This window comes from Coprococcus eutactus (genome assembly GCF_001404675.1).
Taxonomy (GTDB): domain Bacteria; phylum Bacillota; class Clostridia; order Lachnospirales; family Lachnospiraceae; genus Coprococcus; species Coprococcus aceti.
Map to the genome: position 1 here is coordinate 543,553 of NZ_CYXU01000002.1, position 20,500 is coordinate 564,052.

21 protein-coding genes are annotated in these 20,500 nt (G+C 47.3%); 20 read left to right on the top strand and 1 reads right to left on the bottom strand.

Annotated elements, in window-relative coordinates; all coding sequences use genetic code 11:
* The first annotated feature begins 2 nt into the window (after positions 1 to 2).
* On the top strand, positions 3 to 902 hold the full coding sequence (gene cysD, locus ARA78_RS06785; RefSeq protein WP_055280278.1) for a sulfate adenylyltransferase subunit CysD: 900 nt from the start codon (positions 3 to 5) through the stop codon (positions 900 to 902).
* Between the two features lies 1 nt (position 903).
* A complete protein-coding gene (locus ARA78_RS06790; RefSeq protein WP_070097464.1) occupies positions 904 to 2,544 on the top strand; it encodes a sulfate adenylyltransferase subunit 1 in 1,641 nt (546 codons plus the stop codon).
* A 96-nt stretch (positions 2,545 to 2,640) separates the two neighbouring features.
* On the opposite strand, the gene ARA78_RS06795 is transcribed toward ARA78_RS06790, so the two are convergent.
* Positions 2,641 to 3,579: a hypothetical protein gene (locus tag ARA78_RS06795; protein ID WP_055145441.1), complete on the bottom strand. Its 939-nt coding sequence runs from the start codon at positions 3,577 to 3,579 to the stop codon at positions 2,641 to 2,643.
* Positions 3,580 to 3,808: 229 nt separating this feature from the next.
* On the opposite strand from ARA78_RS06795, the gene ARA78_RS14370 reads away from it, so the two are divergent.
* The 18 genes from ARA78_RS14370 (at position 3,809) to ARA78_RS06880 (ending at position 20,487) form a co-directional block, all read left to right on the top strand.
* Positions 3,809 to 3,934, top strand: coding sequence for a hypothetical protein (locus tag ARA78_RS14370; RefSeq protein ID WP_278319457.1), 126 nt, complete (start codon positions 3,809 to 3,811; stop codon positions 3,932 to 3,934).
* 40 nt (positions 3,935 to 3,974) lie between these two features.
* Entirely contained in the window at positions 3,975 to 5,348 is a 1,374-nt protein-coding gene (locus ARA78_RS06800; protein WP_055145444.1) for an MATE family efflux transporter, read from the top strand.
* A 294-nt stretch (positions 5,349 to 5,642) separates the two neighbouring features.
* Positions 5,643 to 6,866, top strand: a complete 1,224-nt coding sequence (locus tag ARA78_RS06805) for an O-acetylhomoserine aminocarboxypropyltransferase/cysteine synthase family protein (protein WP_055280279.1) — start codon at positions 5,643 to 5,645, stop codon at positions 6,864 to 6,866.
* A gap of 27 nt (positions 6,867 to 6,893) precedes the next feature.
* Positions 6,894 to 7,754, top strand: a complete 861-nt coding sequence (locus ARA78_RS06810; protein WP_055280280.1) for a 4Fe-4S binding protein — start codon at positions 6,894 to 6,896, stop codon at positions 7,752 to 7,754.
* Entirely contained in the window at positions 7,747 to 7,992 is a 246-nt protein-coding gene (locus ARA78_RS06815) for a sulfurtransferase TusA family protein (protein WP_015534730.1), read from the top strand. The genes ARA78_RS06810 and ARA78_RS06815 overlap by 8 nt, the downstream gene beginning before the upstream one ends.
* Before the next feature lie 19 nt (positions 7,993 to 8,011).
* A complete protein-coding gene (locus tag ARA78_RS06820; protein ID WP_055280281.1) occupies positions 8,012 to 8,329 on the top strand; it encodes a thioredoxin family protein in 318 nt (105 codons plus the stop codon).
* Between the two features lie 163 nt (positions 8,330 to 8,492).
* Entirely contained in the window at positions 8,493 to 8,702 is a 210-nt protein-coding gene (thiS, locus tag ARA78_RS06825; RefSeq protein WP_015534732.1) for a sulfur carrier protein ThiS, read from the top strand.
* Positions 8,702 to 9,511: a thiazole biosynthesis adenylyltransferase ThiF gene (thiF, locus tag ARA78_RS06830; RefSeq protein ID WP_004851717.1), complete on the top strand. Its 810-nt coding sequence runs from the start codon at positions 8,702 to 8,704 to the stop codon at positions 9,509 to 9,511. The genes thiS and thiF overlap by 1 nt, the downstream gene beginning before the upstream one ends.
* A 115-nt stretch (positions 9,512 to 9,626) precedes the next feature.
* Positions 9,627 to 10,043 (top strand): M67 family metallopeptidase, encoded by a 417-nt coding sequence (locus tag ARA78_RS06835; protein WP_004851714.1) that lies wholly within the window; start codon positions 9,627 to 9,629, stop codon positions 10,041 to 10,043.
* Positions 10,044 to 10,141: 98 nt separating this feature from the next.
* The gene (locus tag ARA78_RS06840; RefSeq protein WP_055280282.1) at positions 10,142 to 11,437 is read left to right on the top strand and encodes a hypothetical protein; all 1,296 of its coding nucleotides are present in this window, start codon (positions 10,142 to 10,144) and stop codon (positions 11,435 to 11,437) included.
* Positions 11,438 to 11,581: 144 nt separating this feature from the next.
* Positions 11,582 to 12,211, top strand: coding sequence for a precorrin-2 dehydrogenase/sirohydrochlorin ferrochelatase family protein (locus tag ARA78_RS06845; protein ID WP_055223643.1), 630 nt, complete (start codon positions 11,582 to 11,584; stop codon positions 12,209 to 12,211).
* On the top strand, positions 12,201 to 13,253 hold the full coding sequence (gene hemC / locus ARA78_RS06850) for a hydroxymethylbilane synthase (RefSeq protein WP_055280283.1): 1,053 nt from the start codon (positions 12,201 to 12,203) through the stop codon (positions 13,251 to 13,253). The genes ARA78_RS06845 and hemC overlap by 11 nt, the downstream gene beginning before the upstream one ends.
* A 319-nt stretch (positions 13,254 to 13,572) precedes the next feature.
* Positions 13,573 to 15,165 (top strand): uroporphyrinogen-III C-methyltransferase, encoded by a 1,593-nt coding sequence (gene cobA / locus ARA78_RS06855; RefSeq protein WP_055280284.1) that lies wholly within the window; start codon positions 13,573 to 13,575, stop codon positions 15,163 to 15,165.
* Position 15,166: 1 nt separating this feature from the next.
* Positions 15,167 to 16,138 carry a porphobilinogen synthase gene (gene hemB / locus ARA78_RS06860; RefSeq protein ID WP_044998093.1) on the top strand — a complete coding sequence of 324 codons (972 nt, stop codon included), beginning with the start codon at positions 15,167 to 15,169 and terminating at the stop codon, positions 16,136 to 16,138.
* Between the two features lie 280 nt (positions 16,139 to 16,418).
* A complete protein-coding gene (gene hemL / locus ARA78_RS06865; protein ID WP_055280285.1) occupies positions 16,419 to 17,696 on the top strand; it encodes a glutamate-1-semialdehyde 2,1-aminomutase in 1,278 nt (425 codons plus the stop codon).
* Positions 17,697 to 18,029: 333 nt separating this feature from the next.
* Positions 18,030 to 18,971: an NAD(P)/FAD-dependent oxidoreductase gene (locus ARA78_RS06870; protein WP_055145473.1), complete on the top strand. Its 942-nt coding sequence runs from the start codon at positions 18,030 to 18,032 to the stop codon at positions 18,969 to 18,971.
* Positions 18,972 to 19,177: 206 nt separating this feature from the next.
* Positions 19,178 to 19,612, top strand: a complete 435-nt coding sequence (locus ARA78_RS06875; protein ID WP_015534740.1) for an RrF2 family transcriptional regulator — start codon at positions 19,178 to 19,180, stop codon at positions 19,610 to 19,612.
* Between the two features lie 119 nt (positions 19,613 to 19,731).
* On the top strand, positions 19,732 to 20,487 hold the full coding sequence (locus tag ARA78_RS06880) for a tRNA threonylcarbamoyladenosine dehydratase (protein WP_004851697.1): 756 nt from the start codon (positions 19,732 to 19,734) through the stop codon (positions 20,485 to 20,487).
* The last annotated feature ends 13 nt before the right edge of the window (positions 20,488 to 20,500 follow it).

Below are 20,500 nucleotides of genomic sequence, written 5' to 3' on the forward strand. Positions count from 1 at the left end.
ATATGGGTACATTATCACATCTTGACGAACTGGAGGCAGAGGCGATATACATCATCCGCGAAGTTGCTGCGGAGTGTGATAAGCCGGTTATGCTTTACTCAATAGGAAAGGACAGCTCAGTAATGCTGCATCTGGCACTCAAGGCATTCTATCCTGAGAAGCCGCCATTTCCATTCTTGCATGTAAATACAACATGGAAGTTCAAGGAAATGATCGAGTTCAGAGACAAGACAGCGAAGAAATACGGACTTGACATGATCGAGTACATCAACGAGGAGGGTGTCAAGAAGGGCATCAATCCATTTGACCACGGCTCAGCATACACAGATATCATGAAGACACAGGCACTCAAACAGGCTCTTGACAAATACGGCTTCACAGCAGCATTTGGCGGCGGACGCAGAGACGAGGAGAAGTCCCGTGCGAAGGAGAGGATACTCTCATTCAGAAATGCACAGCATGCCTGGGATCCAAAGAACCAGAGACCGGAGATGTGGAAGCTGTTCAACACCAAGATCCAGAAGGGCGAGGAGGTCAGAGTGTTCCCACTTTCCAACTGGACTGAGGCTGATATATGGGAGTACATAGAGCGTGAGAACATAGAGATCCCATCGCTGTACTTCGCAAAGGTTAGGCCTGTTGTATACCGTGACGGAAATATCATCATGGTCGATGATGACAGAATGAAACTCAGACCTGGTGAGAAGATAGAGATGAAGAGTGTTCGTTTCAGAACTCTCGGATGTTATCCACTGACAGGCGGCGTGGAGTCCACAGCGGACACACTCCCTGAGATCATCGAGGAGACGCTCAGTGCGGTATCCTCAGAGAGAACCACCAGAGTTATTGACAACGAGGCAGCAGGCAGCATGGAGCGTAGAAAGAGGGAGGGATACTTCTAAGATGAGCGGATTACTTAAATTTATAACATGCGGAAGTGTAGATGACGGAAAGTCAACACTTATAGGACATATATTATACGATTCAAAGCTTTTATATGCAGATCAGGAGAAGGCTCTGGAGCTTGATTCCAAGGTAGGAAGCCGTGGCGGTGCCATCGACTATTCACTTCTTCTGGATGGACTGATGGCGGAGCGTGAGCAGGGTATCACCATCGATGTTGCATACAGATATTTTACAACAGACAAGAGAAGCTTCATCGTGGCGGATACACCGGGTCATGAGGAGTACACAAGGAACATGGCGGTTGGAGCATCATTTGCCGACCTGGCAGTCATCCTCATAGATGCAAAGCAGGGCGTGCTCGTACAGACCAGAAGACACGCAAGGATCTGTGCGCTGATGGGAATCAGATACTTTGTATTTGCAGTAAATAAGATGGATCTTGTCGGATACGATGAGAAGCGTTTCAACGAGATAGTTGAGCAGATAAATGAGCTGTCATCAGAGCTCAGCCTGCCAAATATCACTATCATCCCTGTGTCAGCTACAGAGGGTGACAATGTGACAAAGAAGTCAGAGAACATTCCTTGGTATGAGGGTCCCGCACTCCTTACATACCTTGAGGATATAGATATCGCAGAGGATAACACAGAGGCAGGATTCTATATGCCTGTTCAGAGAGTGTGCCGTCCTGACCACACATTCAGAGGTTTTCAGGGTCAGATCGAGGATGGTGAGATCCACGTCGGAGACGAGATCAACACACTCCCAAGCAACGAGACCGCAAAGGTCAAGAGCATCCATGTTGGATTTGACACAGTGGACTCAGCACAGAAGGGACAGCCTGTAACAATACAGCTTGACCGTGAGGTTGATGTGTCAAGAGGATGTGTGCTCACAGTTGATTCAGGCGCAAAGATTGCATCTTCGATCACCGCAACACTTCTCTGGATGGATGACGATGAGCTGTACAATGGCAAGAACTTCTTCGTGAAGCTCGGAACCAAGATGATCCCTGGTACAGTTACACATATCGATTACACCATAGATGTAAATACAGGTGAGCAGAAATCAGCGGACACCCTTGCGAAGAATGGTATCGCAGTCTGCAGGATCGCATTTGCCGACAGGATCGTGGTTGACGAGTTCAAGAAGCATAAGACTCTCGGAGAACTCATACTCATCGACCGTGTCACAGACATGACAAGTGCCTGCGGTGTTGTCGAGGAGGTTCACACTGAGGAGACCGGACTTTACGAGGGACGCATAGACAGAAATGTGCGTGCAGCGATCAAGGGACAGAAGGCTGTCATAGTTCCATTTGCAGCAGGCAATGTCACAAGAGATTTCGTTGAGTCGGTGGAGAAGAAGCTCAGCATCGACGGACGTCATACATATCTGTACGCTCCAGATATCCGCGAGGATGTAAATGCTGTATTAAAACATCTTCATCATGCCGGAATCATCGTGCTTCTCTTCGCAAGCGAGCAGCAGATCGCAGGAATCAAGGTAGAAGGCGCCGAGGTCTACAGCGGTGACTGGAATGCTGACGGCGAGCTTGACGCAGACGAGATAGCAGACGAGATCCGCAAGGAGTCTGTATACGACGCGGCCCAGGTTCACGATGGAAACTACATCTAAAAAAGATCACGTAGTAATATAATAATAAAGCGAAGGACGGAGGTGTTTTATGCCTTCGTCCTTCGCTTTTGTATAGAAAGTAGTAATATGAAATATTTATTTGTCAGAACCTTTAAGTCTGGCTATTTCTGCCCTTAATTCGGCAAGCTCGTTGTCCTTGTCGGCGAGCTTCTTGTCTTTGTCGGCAATCTCCTTATCCATCTCAGCCATACGTTTTTCCATCCTGGCTTTCTCTTCCTGAAAAACATCCACAAATGTAATAATCGACTGTTCCACCATATCCGTAACCTCCTCGGTCTCTTCAAACTGGGAATATAGGCGAGTATAAAGCATCTGAGTAAATCTGTATAGTTGTGCTCCATCCTCAGCTGTTATATTCCCAAGTTCCACGTTCTTGTCTATGCTACCCATTATATCTGTTTTGATGAGGCTTTTCAATGAGGCTATATTCTCTGGTGTACGTGCTTTCTTATTCCTCAGCTTTTCGCGGAGTTTCAGAATGTAGAATGGAATCAGGATGATCATTTTCCTGTCGTTTATTTCCTTTACGGAGCAGGACGTGAGTTTTGTAACAGGGACGTTATAGGTTATGTTCTGGGTATGCCCGAATCCCACCTGCAACGAATATGTATCAGGTACTGATTTTGGTACATTGCTCAGATATATCACACAGGGTTCAGGAAAATGAATTCGATATACCTGACAGCCCTCTTCGTCCTGCAGTATCTCCTTAGTCTGATCTGCATATCCCGCTCCATATGAAAATACACGGAATACAATAGAATCATCCTTTTTCATCTGCGCTTCCATATGATATGCATCGGAATTGTTGATTACGAGTATGGTGTCGGCCAGAGTTGTGGTCATAGAATTCTGATTATCGTGAACATTTTCAGTCCAGTGATAAGATACTGTTGAGTTTTCCGGATCGTAAAACATGTTGAACAGGCCGTTAATCATGTTGATCACAGCTTTCGAGGACAGCGTGAGAATCTTCTTGAAGATGCTGTCATAAAGTTTTCTTGTTGTTGGCAAGAGTGTTCCTCCTTAGTATTTTATCCGGCCGGTAGGCACAATTTAGACCATTCAAATCGCTGTGTCAATAGGTTTTGACAAATGCGTTTATAAAGCGCAGAGTGACGCTGTGAGTGGAAAAATAAGGGGGAAATGGGAGGTGATTTTACTATTTGTATAGTAGACGAGGGAATATGTTTTGCTCTTGTTTTGTTTGCTTCACATCCTCCATTGTGCCCCAACATACTCTGTGTTAAAATTGTTCATGGGACTAGGCACCAATGGTACGAGGTGCTGCGACTGGGAGACCGCCATGAAGCGGGCTGATGAATATATGTACAGGCAGAAGAGCGAACATAAGCATTGCTGTGTGTGATTTATCAGAACATATATGCTATTAGTTGGTGAGGAAAGAAATGAGTTCTACATTAAAACAAAATAAATATGAAATTGATATGTGCAACGGGACGATCATGGATAAGCTGATCTCATTTTCGCTCCCGCTTATGCTCTCGGGTATTCTGCAGCTGATGTTCAATGCGGTGGATATCATTGTTGTAGGGAAGTTCAGTGGTAACGAGTCGCTGGCGGCGGTCGGTTCAACCACAGCACTTATCAATGTATTCACCAATTTGTTCATAGGGATATCCCTTGGGGCAAATGTGCTTGCGGCAAGGCTTTATGCCGCAGGAAAAGATAAAGAAATGTCAGAGACAGTACATACCGCGATCGCGCTGGCGCTGGTCAGCGGTATTATTATGGCCTTTGTCGGGTGGATTTGCGCAAAACCGGCGCTTGAGCTTATGGATACTCCGGGGGATGTCATCGGACTTTCTTCTTTATATATGAGGATATATTTCCTGGGAATGCCATTTTTCATGCTGTACAATTACGGCGCTGCCATACTCAGGGCGGTGGGAGATACCAAAAGACCACTCCTTTTTCTGGTTATATCCGGAATTGCAAATACAGGCCTTAACCTGTGTTTTGTGATCATTTTCAAGCTTGGAGTTGCGGGGGTCGCAATCGGAACAGTCATCTCACAGCTGATATCCTGCGTACTCGTCCTCCGCTGCCTGTGCAGGTCAGAAACGAGCTATCAGCTTAGATTTTCAAAGCTTACCATCAAGGGTGCATATGTAAAGCAGATCTTTTCGGTCGGAGTTCCGGCTGGAATCCAGAGCACGGTCATCAACTTCTCAAATGTACTGCTGCAGTCGTCAGTCAACTCGTTTGGCTCGGTTGCCATGGCGGGCTACACGTCGGCAAATAATATATTTGGCTTTCTGTATGTGACGGTGAATGCTGTAACGCAGGCGTGCATGAGTTTTACGAGCCAGAACTACGGTGTCGGCAAATGGAAACGTATGGAGAGAGTTCTGATCGACTGTCTGATATTGTCATTTGCGGCAATGATGGTTCTGGGCAATGGAGCGTATTTCTTTGGACCGCAGCTGCTGCATATATATACGAGCAGCGACGCGGTTATAAAGTGCGGAATGGAGATTCTGCTGTATACGACAGTCACATATTTCCTGTGCGGATTTATGGACTTGTTCCCGGGGGCGCTTCGTGGGATGGGACATTCCGGAGTTCCGATGCTCCTCTCGATCATAGGAACGGTGGGAACCCGAATCGTGTGGATATACTGGATTTTCCCGAGACACAGATCCCTGGCGGTTCTGTTCATCTCATATCCGGCGTCCTGGATCATAACCCTTGCTATGCAGATAGTATGTTATTTCTATGTGAGGAAGATGCTGTATAAGAAAATTGCAAATAAGAAATGAGTGAAAACGTATGGGGAAGCTGCCAGAGAAATGGCATGTGCCGTGTATACCGTACGGAATTATAAAATAAGCAATGCGCCCCTCGCCGCTAACGCGGCTCGTGGAATGGCATGCGCCATATAGATAACAAAAAAACACCAGTTGATTGTGAGCAAGCTCCCATCAACTGGCATTTTTTTATTATCTGCATTGCTTATTTTATAATTCCTATTGACATAGTAGGGTATAAGAGCTATAATCCTATCATGTTCGTAGGAATTATAGGATTTATTATTTAGTGAGGCATAGAAAATCATGAGATTTAATACAGCATTATTACACAGCGCAAAGCTTGGTGATGAGAATACAGGCGCCACACTTACACCGATCTATCAATCCAGTGCATTCTATCAGCCTTCGGCGGAGCAGCATGAGAAGCTCTTCCACAACAAGGCGACGGGGTATTCTTACACAAGGATCAACAACCCGACGATAGCTGCATTTGAGGAGCGGATGACGAATCTTGAAAAGGGAGTGGGTTCGGTAGCGTGTTCTTCTGGAATGGCGGCACTCACAAATGCACTCTTAAATATAGTAGGAACTGGCGGAGAGATAGTCTCCAGCACAGGACTCTACGGTGGAACGATAGATCTGTTCCACGATCTGGAGGCATTTGGGATCAAGACGACATTTGTGGAGATATCGAATAAGGAAGCGGTTGAGGCGGCGATCACGGAGAATACCAGAGTGATATTTGCCGAGACCATAGGTAATCCAAAGCTTGATGTGGTGGATATCAAAGCTCTCTCGGAGCTGGCACATTCACATAACCTGCCGCTCCTGATAGACAATACAGTGGCGACTGCATATCTGGTCACACCACTGACACTTGGAGCGGACATAGTCATCAATTCCACATCCAAGTACATCAATGGCAACAGCGATGCCATAAGCGGAGTCATCACCGACAGCGGCAATTTTAAATGGGACGCAGAGCGTTATCCGCTTCTGCAGCAGTACAAGATGTTCGGAAAGTTCGCCTATATAGCAAAGCTCAGAAACGGACTTTTTAGAAATACAGGAGCCTGCATAGCTCCGCAGACGGCATTTTACAATATGCTGGGCATGGAGACATTGGGGATTCGAATGGAGCGATGCTCACACAATGCACTTGCCCTTGCTCAGTTCCTGGAAAGTCAGGAGGGTGTAAAAGTCAACTATCCGGGACTTGAATCCAGTCCTTGGCATGACATCGCAAATGAACAGCTCCACGGTGGTTATGGTGCCATAATCACCATCAGAGTCGGCAGCAAGGAGAAGGCATTTGCGGTGATGAACAAGCTCACAATACCGCAGATAGTGTCGAACATAGGAGACACAAAGACGCTCATCGTGCATCCTGAATCAACACTGAATGCGCACAGCACAGAGCAGGAGAAGCTTGACGCCAACGTATATGATGATATGATTCGTATTAGTGTCGGAATCGAGGACGTGGAGGATCTCATAGAAGATTTCCAGAAAGCCCTTGCCGACTAATACACAAATGATTTGGAGGAACTACATATGGCAGTAGATTACGCAGCTCTGAAAAAGGGCGGATTCATGAGACAGAAACAGAAGAATAACTTTTCTCTGAGACTTCAGGTGGTGGGAGGAAATCTTACCGCAGAGAATCTCAAGAAGATAGCAGAGGTTGCCGAGAAATACGGAGATGGACATGTACATCTCACATCGAGACAGAGCGTCGAGATCCCATTTGTTAAGCTTGACGATGTGGAAGAGGTAAAGGAAGAACTGGCAAAGGGAGGCTGTAAGCCGGGTGTGTGTGGCCCAAGAGTAAGAACAGTCACAGCGTGCCAGGGAAATCAGATCTGTCCGAGCGGCAATATAGACACTTATGATATAGCAAAGAAGCTTGATGCGAGATATTACGCAAGGGAGCTTCCCCACAAGTTCAAGTTCGGTGTCACAGGATGCCAGAACAACTGTCTGAAGGCAGAGGAGAACGATGTGGGAATCAAGGGCGCAATGGTAGTAGAGTGGGATGAGCCATCATGCATCATGTGTGGCGTGTGCGTCAAGGCGTGCCGTGAGGGCGCGATCACCATGGAGGACGGCAAGATCATCCTCGACACAGACAAATGTAACTATTGCGGTCGATGCGCAAAGGCATGTCCTACAGATGCATGGAAGGGCGAGACAGGATACCTTGTCTCATTCGGAGGATTATTTGGTAACACGATCCACCGCGGCGAGGAGTTACTTCCGGTTGTTACATCTGAGGAGCAGCTTTTCCGTATCACAGATGCAGCAATACAGTTCTTTGCAGACAATGCAAAGCCAAGCGAGCGTTTCCAGTTCACCCTGGAGCGCGTGGGCTTAGACAAATTCAAAGAAGTATTAAAGGAGGCTTACAATGGCTGATTATGAAATCAATGACAGAGTAGATATAACTGATGTGGTGTGCCCGATGACATTTGTCAAGGCGAAGGTAGCCATGGAGGAGCTTGAGATAGGACAGGTGCTTGCGGTTACCATGAATGACGGCGAGCCTGTACAGAATGTACCAAGAAGCTTCAAGGAGGAAGGACAGCAGATCCTGAAGCTCATCGACAACGAGAATGGCACTTATGATCTTATAGTTAAAAAACTGGAGGATTGATCAGAAAAGGAGAAAATGAATGGCAGTAAGAGTCAGTGCAGAGGATTTCGATGCGAAGGTTCTTCAGTCGGAGCTCCCGGTCATCGTGGAATTCTATTCGGACAGCTGCATACCATGCAAGCAGCTCTCACCTATCCTTGGCGGCATCGAAGATGACTACGAGGACAAGGTAAATGTATACAAGGTAAATGTAAACTTCGACGCAGAGCTTGCTGAGAAGTACGCAGTCATGGCATCACCAACCATACTCTTCTTCAAGAGTGGTGAGGAGGTTTCCCGCATCCGCGGTCTTGTGAAGAGAAATGCGCTGGAGGAGGAAGTTGGCAAATTATTGTAGAAATTCGTTGGTAAAGTGACACAATGGAGTATTTGACTGTAGTCAATTACTTCCAGTGTACAGAAGAATGAAACTATATAATTAAAATTATAAAGTATATAATCACATTTTATGCAGCCCGGTAATCCCGGACAGGCAAATGAATCGTCAGGAGGAAAGAAAAATGACAGTCACAATAGCAGGAAAGAAGAAAGAGATAGCAGAGAAGACAACAATAGCTCAGATCATCGTGTCAGAGAACGTTGAGAATCCGGACTATGTCACAGTAACAGTCAATGATGAGTTTGTTGACTCAGATGCATTTGCAACAACAGAGCTCAAGGACGGCGATACAGTAGAGTTCCTCTACTTCATGGGAGGTGGCAGCTTCTAATGGCATTCACAAATGAACAGATGGAACGTTACTCACGTCACATTATCCTTCAGGAAGTTGGCGTGAAGGGACAGAAGAAATTGTTAAATGGCAAGGTGCTGATCATAGGCGCAGGTGGACTGGGAGCGCCAGCCGCTATGTACCTGGCAGCAGCCGGAGTAGGAACCATCGGTATAGTTGATGCCGATGAGGTAGATCTGTCAAATCTTCAGAGACAGATCATTCACGGAACAGCAGATGTGGGCAAGGCAAAGGTCAAATCCGCAAAGGAGACCATGAACGCCATGAACCCTGATGTAAATGTGATCACATACAGAGAGTTCGTGACATCAGAGAACATCATGGATCTCATCAAGGACTATGATTTCATCATCGATGGAACAGACAACTTCCCTGCAAAATTCCTTATCAACGATGCCTGTGTTATGGCTAAGAAGCCATTTTCACATGCAGGAATCATCAGATTCAAGGGTCAGCTTATGACATATGTTCCAGATGAGGGACCATGTTACAGATGTGTATTCAAGGATCCACCTCCAAAGGATGCGGTTCCTACATGTAAGCAGGCCGGAGTCATCGGAGCAATGGGCGGTGTTATCGGAAGTCTTCAGGCTATGGAGGCAATCAAGTATCTCATTGGAGTTGGCGATCTTCTGACAGGAAGACTCCTTACATTTGACGCACTTAAGATGGAATTCCACACAGTAAAGCTCCCTCACAAGAAGGGCTGTGGATGTGCTGTATGTGGACCAAATCCAACCATCACCAAGCTCATCGACTACGAGCAGGTGGAGTGTGACGGAAAGTAATTTTCATAAGGAGGACCCGCTTGCGGGAGATTCCTTATGAAGCACGCAGACGCCGCGCGAAGCGCCTTTTCATGCGTCTGCTCAATGCTTGATAATAAGGAGGATATGAAGTAAGATGTTGTACATGACAAAGTCTGATTACGAGAAGATACTTGCACACTGCAAGGAGGGCCTTCCAAATGAGTCCTGTGGTCTGATCGGCGGTGTCAGAGAGGGAGACAAGAAGTACATCAGGAAGGTGTATCTCCTGACAAATATTGACGCCAGCAACGAGCATTTTTCCATGGACCCGAGAGAGCAGCTTGCGGCAGTTAAGGATATGCGTGCAAATGGATACGAGCTTCTTGGCAACTTCCATTCCCATCCAGAGTCTCCATCCAGACCTTCGGAGGAGGATAAGAGACTTGCATATGATTCCAAGGTGAATTATCTGATTCTCTCCCTCATGGAGATAGACAATCCGGTACTCAAGGCCTTCAACATAGATGAGGAAAAGAATGTGACGATAGAGGAGCTTGTTATAGAATCATGATGGATAGCAGGCATTTGAAAGAACAGGGCGGGCTTTGATACCCGCCCTTGTTCTTTACGTGAGCTTGTCATAAATTTTCATTTGGAGTTACTGAAGATATGTTTTGCATAAGTATAAATCATAAGAATACACCGGCCGATGTCAGGGAGAGCTTTGCATTTTCGACAAAAGGACAGAGACAGTTCACCGAGCGGCTAAAGGCTGCGGTGGGTGGATGTGTCGTGTTGTCGACCTGCAACAGGATGGAAATATACTTTACGGATAAATGTGAGCCATGTGGGTCTGCTATAACAGGGAAAATGAGCAGCGGTGAAGCTTCCGGTGGGCGAGGTGGCCTGCTTGAACAGGTAGAAATGCTTCTGGCTAATGATAGGGATGTCCCTGTCAGCCTCATAAGAAGATATAGCATGAATTATGAGGGATTCCAGTGTATGTTACATCTGTGCAGAGTGGCGTGTGGTATGGATTCCATGGTGCTCGGCGAGGTGGAGATCATACATCAGGTGAAGAGCGCATATCTTGTGGCAAAGAAGCTTGGAGCCTGTGACGGCGAGCTGAATATAGCATTTCAGGGAGCACTTGCGGCGGCAAAGGCGGTGGCGACGGAGAGTGACACTACGAGACTTCCGGTATCCGTCGGAACCTTGTCAGCACGGGAGGCAGTGAATTTTACAAGAAATGGCGGCATTGAAAACACGTGCAGAGATGTTCGAAGTGATGTGGTAAGCAGCAGTCAAGCTGAGAGTGTGGATGCTGAAAAGGCAAATACCGGGCATATCCTGGTCGTAGGAGCCACAGGCAAGATAGGCAGCATAGTTGTCAAGGATATTGCAGATCTTGCACCAGATATAGAGATAACAGGCACAAGCAGAAGTCACCACAGTGCAGATAGCATATTTGACAGACATCAGCAGATCAGGATAGAGGACTACAGCAGAAGATATGAGCTGGCAGCCTGGGCGGATGTCATCATCAGTGCGACAGCAAGCCCACATTATACATTTGTCAGGGATGAACTGGCGGAGGCTGTGAAAATGCAGCCGAAGCGGAGATTGCTCCTTGATCTGGCAATGCCAAAGGACATTGATCCTGCGGTCTCAGATGTGGACGGATGTGTGCTGCGTGACATAGACTATATCAGAACACTCTCCAGAGAGAACAATGAAAGCAGGGCAAAAACAATCACAGAGATGGAGCCGTGGCTCATATCACAGGTTGACGAGATTATGAAGAACATAGCATTTTCGAGGTTCAACAGGGAGCATGGAGACGTGATGGCGAAGCTTAAGACTATAGATGGCGCAAAGATGGTATATAAACTCAAAGGACAGCTTGAGTATGATGCATTTGAGAAAATGCTGGACAGTATTGTGACTGCCGGATGTGAGAACTGAATACTGCTTGTTTGCCTGAGGTTATGCAGTATCATCGGCTGATGATGTTTATGTCAGATGTCAGATAATTGGAACAACTTTTGGTGCTTTTTAATAGAGACTCAATAATAGAAATTAGAGGTAGTGATGTCGTATTTCCCATTTATGATAGAATTGAATAATGAGAGATGCCTGATCGCAGGAGGCGGAACTGTTGCATACAGAAAGGTGTGCAGCATGCTGGAATTTGGCGCGGTGGTCACGGTGGTGTCACCGGAGTTCTGCCCGGAGCTTTTAGAACTGGCGGAGCAGGTGAATACGCCAGACAAATACTGTGCAGCGACAAGCGATGATCGTGGTTCTGTAGAGAATTTTGCAGATTATTCTGGATGCCTAACACTTGTAAAAAGGTGCGTGCAGCCGCAGGATATTGACGGTGCATTTGTCGTCATAATGGCGACGGACGATGAGAAGGTCAACCACGAAATGGCGGAGCTTTGCAGGCAGCAGCGAATACTTGTAAATGTGGTTGATGTGAAGGCAGATTGCGGATTTTATTTTCCAGCGATCATAAAGGATAAAGAGGTTGTTATAAGCGTTTCCACCGGTGGACAGAGTCCAGTGCTTGCGGGCACGATCAAGAGAAATATAGAGAGCCATTTAGGTAGGAGTTATGGCGATATAGCAGAGCGTATGGGTGAGCTCCGCGAGCAGATCAAAGCACAGATAGACGGCGAGGAAGAGCGAAAGAAAGCGTTTCAGCAAATGGTTAGGAGTCTGTTAGATGAGAGTTGAGAATGGACATGGTAAAAATAAACCGAATATTCGTAAATTTGCGGAGAATGACATGGCAGATGGATTCAATAGTGACGATTTGGATTGCGAAAGCGGAGGACAGAAAAAAACAGTAAAAGTTGGAACCCGCGGCAGCAAGCTTGCTCTTGCTCAGACTGAATTGGTGATAAAGGCACTCAATGAGAGATTTTCCCAGGTTGATTTTCAGATGGTTACAATGAGTACCCGGGGGGATCGGGACACCAGCAGAGCGCTTCTGGAATTCGGAGGCAAAGCGGTATTTGTCGAGGAGTTCGAGGAAGCTATACTTAAAGGTGACATAGACATAGCGGTACACAGTGCCAAGGATATGCCGATGGAGATCATGGAAGGTCTTACGATATCGGGTACACTTCCGAGAGCATGTCCGCAGGACGTTTTTATATATAAGAGTGGCAGGTCATTTGACAGAAACGACAGTTTCGTGGTGGGAACCAGCAGCCTGAGACGGCAGTACCAGATAAGAGACATGTATCCAAATGCTGAGTGCAAGAACCTGAGAGGAAATGTCGGCACCCGCATACAGAAGCTGGAAGATGGCGAATACGATGCCATCATTCTTGCAGCGGCAGGGCTTGAGCGCCTGGGAGTTATTGAAGACAAAGGCAATGACAGCACAGAATGCTTTGAAGTGCACAAGGACGAACTTACATTCAGATACATCAGTACAGAGTCAATGCTTCCGGCAGCATGTCAGGGAATCATAGCCATAGAGACACGAACCTCTGGCGAGGTATACGACATGGTCAGAGCGATAAATGACACAGAGGCATACACACAGCTCACATGCGAGCGCGCAGTTCTGAATCGCCTGAACGCCGGCTGTCACGAACCGATAGGCGTGTACTCAGAACTTCATGGCGACCACATGAAGCTAAGCCTGATGAAAGCAGATGCGGCTTCATCGGACAAAGAGAAAGATGAAGAAATCCAGATACACAGAAAGACGGTAGAAGGAAACACCGCAGAATGGGAACAGCTGGTAGAGAATTTAATAAAGTAGAGTAAGTTGTTTTGCAACAGTATATTTAAAAGATAAATAAAAACATAAAATGTAGATTGTTTTGAAGTAGTATGTATTGAAGATAAAAGAAAAGTAAAGAAGTAAATTTTTTCGATGCGTAAGCCGTGTGAGTTGGATGGGTGTCTCTACGGCGGGTAGCACATAAGCGATGGAAGCTTGTCGCTCCTTGCCGAACGGGAGCCTCCAACGCCCTTATCGGAGGCGGGAGTGAGTGCAAATAGGAGCAAGACAAGGTGACTGAGCTGTGCGTAGCCGAGAGACACCCATCCAACTCACACGGCGAATGGAGAGCAAAAAAATGGTATATTTGATAGGCGCAGGCCCCGGCGATCCGGGACTAATCACGGTGAAGGGCCTGGAATTCATAAAACAATGCGATACAATCATATATGACAGACTCGGAACCTATCAGCTTCTGGAGATGGTGAAGCCGGACTGCCGCAGGATATACGTCGGCAAACAGGCGGGCAGCCACTACAAGAAGCAGCCTGAGATAAACGAGATACTTGTTGAGGAAGGCCGCAAAGGCAACATGGTGGTGCGCCTCAAAGGCGGCGATCCATTTGTATTTGGAAGAGGCGGCGAGGAAGTGACCGCACTTTTAGAAGCGGGGATCCCATTTCAGGTGATACCGGGAATAACGTCCGCCGTGGCGGTTCCGGAGGTGTGCGGCATACCGGTGACCCACCGCGGAACGAGCAGAAGCTTTCACGTGATAACAGGACACAAGCGGGCAGACATACACAGATCTGATGAAGGTGGTTTAGATGACTACGACTACATCAGAAATCAGGAAGGGACAAGCGTGTTCCTGATGGGGCTGAACAGACTGCCACAGATCATGGAGAGACTTGTTCAGACTGGGGCGGAGGAACATACTCCGGTCACGGTCATTTCCAAGGGAACCATGCCTGGACAGAGGATAGTCCGCGGCGATATACAGACAATTGCGGACAAGGTGAACGAGGCAAAGCTTGAATCTCCTGCGATCATAGTTGTGGGTGAAAATGCAGCGTTGGATTTTACAGCACCAAACAGAGGACCGCTTCAGAATGTCCACGTTGGACTTATTGGAACGCCAAAGCTTCGCGAGAAGATGAGAGTTGCAATAGATGCACTTGGCGGTCAGTCCTACAGCATAGTGGATATGAGTGTGGAGCAGACAGAGGAGAAGAACAGGCTGCGAGTGGCTCTGGAACATATAGAAGATTACAGCTGGCTGGCATTTACCAGTCAGAACACCATAACCTTGTTTTTCAAATGGCTCAGAGAATGGAATATAGATGTCAGAAAACTGGCCCATCTGAAACTTGCGGTGGTCGGCGCCGGAACAAGGGACGCACTTAAGGTTGAGGGATATATAGCGGATTATGTGCCGGACGAGTACACCACAAGTGCTCTTGCTATGGGACTTGCAAATGTGATGAATGACGGAGAGAAACTTCTCCTTCCGAGAGCCGTTCAGGGCAGCGAGACAATGCTTGACATACTTGATCAGGGCGGTGTGGTATATGAGGAGATCCCAGTTTATGATGTGGTTGGACGCAGGATGGAGAGCATACAGTATCTGAAGGATCTGGATGTGATCACATTTGTCAGCGCGTCAGGTGTCAGAGGATTTCTAGATGTTCTTGATGCAGAGAAAAAAAACTGCGGTGTGGCTCATTTGTTGAATGATATAGATTCATGTGGGGATCATACGGACAATACAGACGGCAGTTTTAAAATACATGATATAATGAAGAATATCCGCATAGCGGCACTTGGAAATGTGACCGAGAAGGCTTTGGAGAAGGCTGGTTATCATGCGGATATAGTTCCAGAGGTTGGTGATATCGAGCACCTTATATCAGCCATCGGTGATTATTATTTTAGAGAAAAGAGGCAGTAACATGATAAGACTCAGAAGACTTCGCGGAAGCGAGGCCATCAGAAATATGGTTAGAGAGAACAGGGTTAACAAGGAGGATCTTGTATATCCGATGTTTGTGGCGGAGGGCACAGGGATCAAGAATCCGGTAGACTCCATGCCGGGAATATACCAGTATTCACTCGACACATTTGAGGAGGAGCTTCGCAGAGTGGCGGACGCCGGAATCAGCGCGGTTCTCCTGTTCGGCATACCGGCTCACAAGGATGAGGTGGGTAGCAGCGCGTACGACGATCAGGGAATCATGCAGAAAGCAGTCAGGAGGATAAAAGAGCTGTATCCGGATATGATAGTCATAGCGGACATTTGTCTGTGCGAGTACACATCACACGGTCACTGCGGAATTATCCATGACGGCAAGATACTCAACGATGAGACTCTTCCATATCTGGGCAAGATGGCTGTATCACTTGCAAAGGCTGGCGCAGACATGGTGGCTCCGTCGGATATGATGGATGGACACACCGCATACATCAGAAAGGCACTTGACGACAACGGGCTGACGGATGTACTGATCATGGGTTACAGTGCGAAATTTGCATCTGGTTACTATGCACCATTTCGCGATGCGGCACATTCTGCACCACAGTTTGGAGACAGAAGGACATACCAGATGGATCCCGCAAATGGCAGGGAGGCTCTGAGAGAGTGCGAGGCGGATATCGCCGAGGGAGCAGACATAATCATGGTCAAGCCGGCACTTGCTTATCTGGATGTAGTCAAGGATGTGAGAAACCACACGGACTATCCGATAGCGGTGTACAATGTCAGCGGCGAGTACTCCATGGTCAAGGCAGCTGCGGCAAATGGCTGGATAGACGAGAAGAGGATCGTTATGGAAAACATGACAGCCATGAAACGTGCCGGAGCAGGGATCATCATAACCTATCACGCCATAGACGTGGCACACTGGCTTGAGTCGGAATCAATATGACGGAGTCATATTTCGGAATGATTCCGACGATCTGCCCCACTCGACGGAGGAGAGAGAGGCGTTTCCAAAGATGAGGAGAATGCGACATCAACACTTAAAAGAAGATAGAGCTGAGTAGGACAATAGTTGCTATGTATAACGAGACGTTTTTATCTATTTGGAATATAAAATAGAAAAAGATACAATATTGTATCTAAACGGTTAAAATAACATAGCTTTACGAAAAACAAAAGGAAACAAAGAAAAAAGTCACACAGGACGATAAATTATAGAAAGAAGAATGGCAATGACAAATTCACAGGATCTATTTGAAAAATCACAGAAGGTAATTCCGGGCGGCGTCAATTCACCGGTCAGGGCATTTGGCTCGGTGGGACGGACACCTGTATTTATGAAGAAAGCAAAAGGTTCACATATATTTGACGAGGATGGCAATTCCTACGTGGATTATGTTTGTTCCTGGGGCCCGGGAATTCTGGGGCATGCCGATGACAGAGTCATAGATGCGGTGAAGGCGGCTTGTGATGACGGACTTACATTCGGCGCACCGACAAGGAAAGAGCTCGAGATCGCAGAGCTGATAAATGAGCTCATGCCGTCAATGGAGCTGACACGAATGGTCAACTCGGGAACAGAGGCGGTGATGAGTGCCCTCAGAGTGGCGAGGGGATTTACAGGCAGAGACAAGATTGTAAAGTTCCGCGGCTGCTATCACGGACACAGTGATGGACTTCTGGTCAAGGCAGGCTCGGCGGCACTCACACAGTCAGTTCCGGACAGCCTGGGAGTTCCAAAGTCGTATACACAGCATACACTCATAGCAGAGTATAACAACGAGGACAGCGTAAAGAAGTTATTTGAGGCGGAGGGCAAAGACATTGCCGCAATCGTGGTCGAGCCGGTTGCCGCAAATATGGGAGTTGTCCCACCGCATGATGGATTCCTTCAGTTCCTCAGGGACATAACAAATGAGTACGGCGCACTTCTTATATTTGATGAGGTCATCACAGGTTTCAGACTCAGCCTTGGCGGTGCCCAGGAATACTTCGGGGTAAAGCCTGATCTCACAACACTTGGCAAGATAGTCGGAGGCGGAATGCCGGTGGGAGCATACGGCGGACGCCGCGATGTCATGAGCATGGTGGCACCACTTGGCGGAGTATACCAGGCGGGAACTCTGTCGGGCAATCCGATAGCCATGACAGCCGGACTCACAACGCTCCGCATACTCCAGAAGGAAAAGGATACAATATATCCGGCGATAGAAAAGAGCACAAGGCAGATAGCCGACACAGTCAGAGACACACTCGGCGACACAGTCCATGTCAACCAGATAGGCTCACTGATGAGCGTATTCTTCACAGATCAGGAAGTAGTGGATATGGACACGTCAATATCCAGCGACACCGCAAGGTATGCAAAGTATTTCTCATACATGCTGGACAACGGAATCTACCTTGCACCATCACAGTTCGAGGCAATGTTCGTGTCCTACGCACACAGCAAGGAAGACGTATCCAAAACCTGTGAGTTGATAAAGAAATACAAAGAGAACTAGAGAGACTTAGTAGGTCAGAAGATGTCTCATTAAAAAGGAATTTATATTCCTATATTGTAGAAATAATTAGATAAGTATTAAAAGAGTGGTTTGGAAATAACATAATAAAACTAACGGTTATCGAAGAGTAAGCTGTCATGTTTATGTGATGCTCCAAAGGCGGGTAGCACATAGACGACGGAAGCTTGTCGCTCCTTGCTGAGCGGGAGCCCCCCTGCCCTTATAGGGGGCGGGAGCGAATGCAGTCAGGAGCTAAGACAAGGTGACAGAGTCGTGCGTAGCCTTGGAGCATTACATAAACATGACAGCGACCTTCTTCGACAAGGAGGAAATATGAGAGATTTGGTTATTGTGGGCAGCGGCCCTGCGGGTCTGTCCGCCGCAGTCTACGCCAAGAGGGCGATGATGGACGTGGTGGTACTGGAGAAGGAAGCATTCTCCGGCGGACAGATCGTAAATACAGAGCAGGTGGACAACTACCTCGGACTGCCGGGCATAAGCGGCTTTGACATGGGTATGAAGTTCAAAGAACACGCAGATACATTGGGCGTAGAGTTTGATGACAGAGGGGTGACAGCCATCGAGGATTACGGTGATCACAAAAAGGTCAGCCTGGAGGATGGCAGCAGCATAGAGACAAAGGCGGTTCTGATAGCCACGGGTGCAAAGCACAGAAAGCTTGGCGTTCCCGGTGAGGAGGAATTCACAGGGGCAGGAGTTTCTTACTGTGCCACATGTGATGGAGCGTTCTTTAGGAACAAAGAAGTCGCAGTTGTGGGCGGAGGTAATATAGCTCTTGAGGATGCCCTGTATCTGTCAAAGATGTGCAGCAAGGTGCATCTGATCCACAGAAGAGATGAGTTTAGAGGCGAGAAGATACTCGGTGCGCAGGTGCTTGAGACTGAGAATATAGAATTTCACCCATTTGCGCAGGTGACAGAGATAGGCGGAACGCCGGGCAAGCTGGAGCTCAAGGTTGCTGTGAAGACACCGACAGCAGTGGATGGACAGGCCGATTACGATTTCACACTTCCGGTAGCCGGTGTATTTATCGCCATAGGCACAAGTCCGATCACAGATTTTCTCGGTGACGTCGTGGAACTTGACGACGCTGGTTACGTTGCAGCGGGCGAGACCGGACGGACCAGCACACCGGGAATATTTGCTGCGGGCGACGTGAGAACCAAGGCGGTTCGTCAGGTGGCGACAGCCGTTGGAGATGGTGCAGCAGTTATCCATTATGTTGAGGAATATCTGAATGGTTTAAAAAAATAAGGATAACTGAAACAGTTGATCAGCATATATGATTAACGATATAGAAATATACTCAAAAAAAATAAATAGAATAATTGGGAAGTAATTGGCATGGAGATAAAGCATGGAATGTAAATGCATAACTGTTTTTCTCCTTGCCAAAAAAAATAAAACTAATTCATAGTAATTCTATAGGTAAAATATAACAATGAACAGGAGGCAGAAAAATGTTAATATCATCAAAGGGACAATATGCTTTGAGACTCATGGTAGATATATCGATAAACAGTGGCAGCACGGTTACTGTCAAAGCCGTAGCCAGAAGGTGTGGATTGTCTGACAAATATCTTGAACAGGTTACATCTTCTCTGCTAAAGGCAGGATATTTAAGGAGCGTGAGAGGACCGAGGGGCGGTTACCGTCTGAACATGCCAGCGGAGGAGATCACGGTTGGGATGGTGCTAAGGGCGATTGAGGGCAGGATATCACCGATCGATAATCGAGTTGATGAGGATGGCGACACCAACATGGTTATGAACGATGTCATCGGAGAGGTGTGGGATGACCTTGAATCTGCCATCAACAATGTGCTTGATAACAAAACCATCGCCGATCTTACCCGGGAGTACAGTGACCGAATCGGATACATGTACTCAATATAAATCAGGGACGGAGGGGACAGGTACCTCCGTCCCCGGAGGGGCAATAAGATTTCAGTTGAAAAAAAACTTATTTTGTATATAGTTGTAGTGGGATATATATCATATTAGGAGAATAAGAGATGTTAACACAGTTTTCGAGAACAGAGCTGCTATTTGGCAAGGAAGCAATGGACAAGCTGGCAGGCTCTAAGGTAGCGGTATTTGGAATAGGCGGAGTTGGCGGTTATGTATGCGAGGCGCTGGTCAGAAGCGGTGTCGGAGCATTTGACCTGATAGATGACGACAAGGTGTGTCTGACAAATCTCAACAGACAGATCATAGCGACAAGGAGCACAGTTGGAAAGTATAAGACCGATGTTATGAGGGACAGGATGCTTGACATCAATCCAAATGTGGAGGTTGAGGTACACAAATGTTTCTTCCTTCCGGAAAATGCGGATGACTTCCCTTGGGACAGCTACGACTACGTAGTCGACGCGGTGGACACCGTGACAGCCAAGATCGCTCTTGTCATGAAGTGCAAGGAGAAGAATATCCCGATCATCAGCAGCATGGGTGCGGGAAACAAGCTTGACGGAAGCCAGTTCAAGGTTGCAGATATATACAAGACAAAGGTGTGTCCGCTTGCGAAGGTCATGAGAAGAGAGCTGAAGAAGAGGGGTGTCAAGAAACTCAAGGTCGTATACTCGGAAGAGATTCCGACAAGGCCGATCGAAGATATGGCGATAAGCTGCAGAAACAACTGCATTTGTCCTCCGGGTGCAGAACACAAATGTACAGAGCGCAGAGACATCCCGGGCAGCGTGGCATTTGTGCCATCAGTCGCAGGGCTTATAATAGCCGGTGAGGTGGCAAAGGATCTCATCAGGAGGTAATAAAAAAGGACGC